At 38.2% G+C, this 5,030-nt stretch carries 5 protein-coding genes and 1 pseudogene; 5 read left to right on the top strand and 1 reads right to left on the bottom strand.

Annotation, left to right across the window (positions count from 1 at the left end):
• The first annotated feature begins 385 nt into the window (after window positions 1-385).
• From G575_RS12530 to G575_RS11590, 3 genes are read left to right on the top strand one after another with little or no spacing between them, the layout of a single operon-like run.
• The gene (locus G575_RS12530) at window positions 386-601 is read left to right on the top strand and encodes a hypothetical protein (RefSeq protein ID WP_027972724.1); all 216 of its coding nucleotides are present in this window, start codon (window positions 386-388) and stop codon (window positions 599-601) included.
• Between the two features lie 18 nt (window positions 602-619).
• Window positions 620-982: a plasmid recombination protein gene (locus G575_RS12525; RefSeq protein ID WP_245562439.1), complete on the top strand. Its 363-nt coding sequence runs from the start codon at window positions 620-622 to the stop codon at window positions 980-982.
• A gap of 4 nt (window positions 983-986) precedes the next feature.
• Window positions 987-1,352 (top strand): hypothetical protein, encoded by a 366-nt coding sequence (locus G575_RS11590; RefSeq protein ID WP_037623134.1) that lies wholly within the window; start codon window positions 987-989, stop codon window positions 1,350-1,352.
• A gap of 320 nt (window positions 1,353-1,672) precedes the next feature.
• Here the strand turns inward: G575_RS11590 and rlmD are convergent.
• Window positions 1,673-3,022: pseudogene (rlmD, locus tag G575_RS0110825) on the bottom strand (23S rRNA (uracil(1939)-C(5))-methyltransferase RlmD); the annotation flags it as partial.
• A 214-nt stretch (window positions 3,023-3,236) separates the two neighbouring features.
• On the opposite strand from rlmD, the gene recX reads away from it, so the two are divergent.
• Window positions 3,237-4,013, top strand: coding sequence for a recombination regulator RecX (recX, locus tag G575_RS0110820; RefSeq protein WP_027972722.1), 777 nt, complete (start codon window positions 3,237-3,239; stop codon window positions 4,011-4,013).
• A gap of 79 nt (window positions 4,014-4,092) precedes the next feature.
• Window positions 4,093-4,626 (top strand): nucleoside tri-diphosphate phosphatase, encoded by a 534-nt coding sequence (gene ntdP, locus G575_RS0110815; protein WP_027972721.1) that lies wholly within the window; start codon window positions 4,093-4,095, stop codon window positions 4,624-4,626.
• The last annotated feature ends 404 nt before the right edge of the window (window positions 4,627-5,030 follow it).

Here is a 5,030-nt window from a genome sequence, read left to right as displayed (position 1 = left end):
TTCTTTATTTACCCATTATTTTAGAAAATATGGTCTTCTTTATTTACCCATTATTTTAGAAAATATGGTCTTCTTTATTTACCCATTATTTTAGAGAAAGTGGTCTTTTTTTTTTATCCAAAATTACAGCCAAAAAAGTTAACTATACAAAACCATTATTTGTTTACATATGGATTACTTAAATACTCCACACTATTTTCAACTCTATACTTATTCATTAGCCAATGCCATATCATTTATTCCCACAAATTTCTATGCTCAATAATATAACATTAATAATTAATTACATGATTCTAGAATAATCATCAACAAATTAATGCTTGAATTTTTTAAATTCGTTTTTTTGGCATACTAATAGTAAATAAATAATAAAGGAGCAATAGGAATGCCTAGCTTAACTATTTCATTTAAAACAAATCCGAGAATGACAAACATTCGACATAATAATCGAGATTTAACAGAAAAAGAATGGAAGAGCCCAGAACATTCACACATACTCAGAGATAAAAGTCATCAAAATATTGTAGTTAAACAATTAGATATTCGAGAGCTATATGAAAAGGAATTTGGACCTGCTTTGAAGGAATATAATGAAAAGTAGAAAAGAAAAGATCGAAAAATCAAGGATTATTATAAACATGTTGGTAAACTTGATACCTTAGATCAACAGAGAGAGTTTATCATTGGTATTGGATCAAAAGCGGATTGGGACAAATTACCAGAAGGATATAAACTCAACATTGGAACATATTTAGCTAAATATGCGCAAGATTTCGAAAAACGTCATCCACATTTTCGTGTCTATAACGCAGTAGTGCATCTTGATGAAAAAGGTGCTCCTCATTTACATCTAAATGTAGTTCCTGTCGCAACTGGTTACAAAAATGGTCTTTCTAAACAGCCCAGCTTTTCAAAAGCATTAAAACAAGAGGAATTTACAGAAAAAGGAAAAATTTGCTGTTGTACCAATAAAAATTTTTGAAAAAATGTTGTATCAAGTAAACTCCAAACCTTTAAAACAAATTTTAGACGATTTTATTGATAAAGTCTTTAACAATAGTATAGTCAAAGGATTAAAGCAGAAAATTAGCCAGTTGACAGGCGAATTAAAAAGAGCTAGAGTACAACTTCAACATGAGAGGTCAGTACGCATTGCTGAACAAAAAGAAGCGGAGAAAAAAATGGATTCGCTATTGAAGGAAGTGCAGCCTGCAATGAACCTATACGAAGATTTTCAAAACTATCTCACTGAAAATGATAAGAAAAAAGTATTTGAACGCATCGAAAAACACAAAAAATTACACCAAAAACAAATAAGTAAAAATCGCAATACAAATGATTATGAACGTTAAAAAGTGCAGATCAATTCTGCACTTTTTAATTTATTTAATTACTCAATCATTCCAAACCAAGTTAACGCATCAATGATAGCTTGTTCTTTTTTGGGTGGACAATTTGGAACTCTTTGATTTTCTTTCTTAGAGTGATTATAGTTCTCTCGCTCGATTATCCCAAGTTTCCTTTTTACTTGTGCAATGTTAAGGGTAGATACTTTTAATTCAAATTTTCTAAAGACATAATCTTTGATTTCTGAATAAGTGGCATCCTTCTTGACAGAAATATCTTTGAGATCTTCTTCATTGATTTCAAGATCAATATGATGGTTGATATCTCGTTTGGACAATTTCACAACCGCCTCTGTCCTTGCGGTGTGCGGAAACATATCCACGCTTTGAATGTAGTCCACCTTATAGACTTTTGCTAGCTCGACCAAGTCACGTGCTAGCGTTGAGGCATTACAAGAGACGTAGACCATGCGCTCTGGGGCGTAGGTCAGGATGGTTGCTAATAATTTCTCGTCCAAACCTGTCCGAGGTGGGTCAACGATAATGGCGTCCGCCCGGTAGCCCTCTTTATACCAGCTAGGAATAATCTCTTCAGCCTTACCTGTCTCATAATGACAGTTGTCAAAGCCCATGGCTTTGGCATTTTTTCTGGCATCTGCGATGGCTTCTGGAATAATGTCCATACCGCGCACGCTTTTAACCTTGTCTGCAAAGGCAAAGCCAATGGTCCCAACGCCACAATAAGCATCAATAATATGATCTTCTTTACGAACCTCAAGTGCCTGAACCACTTGACGGTATAAGACTTCTGTTTGTTCGGGATTGAGCTGATAAAAGGCGCGTGGGGAAAGAGCGAATCTGTAATCTAAGACCTCTTCTTGAATCGTTTCCTCCCCCCAGATGATTTCAGTCTCTGCACCATAAATATCGCTACTTTTTGACCTGTTGAGGTTAAGTGCAACGGTCTTTATCTGTGGAAACTCAGCTGTCAAAGCTTTGATGACGTCTACCAAGCGAACTTCCTTACTAGTGACAAAAATGAGTTGCACCTGTCCCGTCGCCTGAGCCTTACGAATCATGACTGTTCTCACACCAGCAATTTTACGCTCGTTGTAAATAGGAATTTTGTACCTATCTAAAAGCTGGACGACACGGTTGATGATTGCCTGCGTCAGCTGATCCTGCACCAGACAATCGTCGATAGCTACCAATTGATGGCTACCTTCTGCATAAAGACCCGCTTTGACAGACTCTCCCAAGCGACGTGTCTGAAACTGCAATTTCGCACGATAATGCTGTGGGGTCTTCATGCCAAGTGTCGGTCTAATCTCAAAAGTCTCATAGCCTTCGGGCTTAAACTTAGCCAGCGCTTGCCTGATGATGTCTTCCTTAACCTCTAGTTGTTTGTCATAGCGCAGGTGCATGAGTTGGCAACCACCGCATTCTTGGTAGATGGCACAGATGGGTTCCACACGAAATTTAGATTTTTTATTGACGGTTAATAGCCGAGCAGTCACAAAATTGCGTTTGACCTGTGTGACTTGGCAGAATACCTCTTCCCCTTTTAGGGCACCTGGGACAAAAACCAGGGTTTTCTTGTAAAAGCCAATGCCTTCACCATTAATGCCCATGCGTTTGATTTTAAGTGGGATACGTTGTTTTACTTGTAAATTCATATCCCTATTATAGCATGTCAGCACCAGAATATGCTAAAATGTTGGTATGCCAAAAACTGAGATTTTCTACCAATGAGATGATTTTCTAAAACAATTGCGTCCTTATCATCAAATAGTCAACTAGCCGAAGAATACAAAATGGCTAAATGGTTTGACAAGCTTGGGCTGGATGTCCCAGTTTTAGACTAGTTCACTCACTATCTGGGAGGATACCATGAAAATTACAAAAATTGAAAAGAAAAAACGCCTCTATCTCCTTGAACTTGATGAAACAGAGCAACTATATGTAACAGAAGACACTATTGTCCGTTTTATGCTGACAAAAGGCATGACAATCACGACTGAAGCCTTTGAAGACATTAAGACCTTTGCCCAGTTTTCTTATGGGAAAAATCTAGCGCTCTACCACCTGTCCTTTAAACAACGCACAGAAAAAGAAGTCAAGGACTATCTGCTGTCACATGAGATTTCTGAGGCTACCATCCCAAAGGTGCTTGACAATCTAAAAGCAGATAAGTGGCTTGACGATCGTCGTTATGCAGAGAGCTTTGCTCAGCAAAACCTGACCTCAGGAGATAAGGGCGCCTATGTGCTAAAGCAAAAACTGGCTCAAAAAGGTATTGCAAAGCCCTTACTGGATGAAGTGTTTGAAGGTTTAGACTTCTCAGATCTAGCAAGTAAGGTGGCAGAAAAATTGCTGCGCAAGTATCAGGCCAAGCTTCCTAGCAAGTCGCTGAAAGATAAAATCATTCAATCACTCCAGACCAAGGGGTTTGGCTACGCCGAGGCCTTAGCCGCTTTTGAAGCGCTAGCTATTGACAAGGATGAGGAACAAGAGGAAAAACTCATCTACAAGGAACTGGATAAGCAGCACCGCCGATTATCCAAAAAATACGACGGCTACGACCTTAAGCAACGGCTGACCCAAGCTTTGGCGCGAAAAGGATATGACTACGACGACATTCGTTCGGCTCTAAAAGACTATCTGTAAACTTTTCAACCAAAATCGTGCTTTTTTATGAAAATTATGATATGCTATAAAGGATAACTATTGTAGAAAGAAGATTGCCATGAAATTACCCAAAGAAGGCGACTTTATTACAATTCAAAGTTATAAGCATGATGGTAGTTTGCACCGAACTTGGCGCGATACTATGGTACTAAAGACAACAGAAAATGCAGTGATTGGTATCAATGACCATACTTTGGTCACTGAAAATGATGGACGACGTTGGGTGACTCGTGAACCGGCTATCGTCTATTTTCATAAAAAATATTGGTTTAATATCATTGCAATGATTCGCGACAATGGGGTTTCTTACTATTGCAACATCGCAAGCCCACACGTCATGGACCAAGAGGCACTAAAATACATTGATTACGATCTCGATGTCAAAGTCTTTACAGATGGCGAAAAAAAGCTTCTCGATGTTGAAGAGTATGAAAATCACAAAAGGCAGATGGGGTATTCAGCTGACCTGGACTTTATCTTAAAGGAGAATGTTAAGATTCTTGTAGATTGGATCAACAATGAAAAAGGTCCCTTCTCACCCGCATATATCAAAATTTGGTACAAACGTTATCTTGAACTAAAGAATCGATAAAGTTGTCAGACACTCGCTTAGAGTGTTTTTTTTTTACACGATTGCACAGAAAATAATCCCTATTTCTGGCTTTTATTAGCCTGTTAGCACTTATGCTTAGGCTGGAAGTAAACTGCTAGGTAATCGTGTAAGGTAAACCTCTTTTTATTATGGGTGTTATAAAAATATTGAAGCCGATTCTGCGTTGATTTAGAGTGGTTTTTGCTCCAAGTGATTGGTAATTGTTATTGAGAATATAGCTTATCAAGTAAATTTTGGGATAGTCCTGCTAACTAAAACAGTTCATAATGTCCCTAAACAATCATTCCAAACGATGATGACGTCGACACAATTATTGATGCGGATGCCATTGCTAGCATTGACGGTGGCACGATTTCAATCCACGCACCCGTGTAGGGTGCGAC

It is taken from the genome of Streptococcus plurextorum DSM 22810 (assembly GCF_000423745.1).
GTDB classification, from domain to species: domain Bacteria; phylum Bacillota; class Bacilli; order Lactobacillales; family Streptococcaceae; genus Streptococcus; species Streptococcus plurextorum.
The sequence above is the reverse complement of the archived record's forward strand: the minus strand, read 5'-3'. Positions and strand labels throughout refer to the sequence as shown.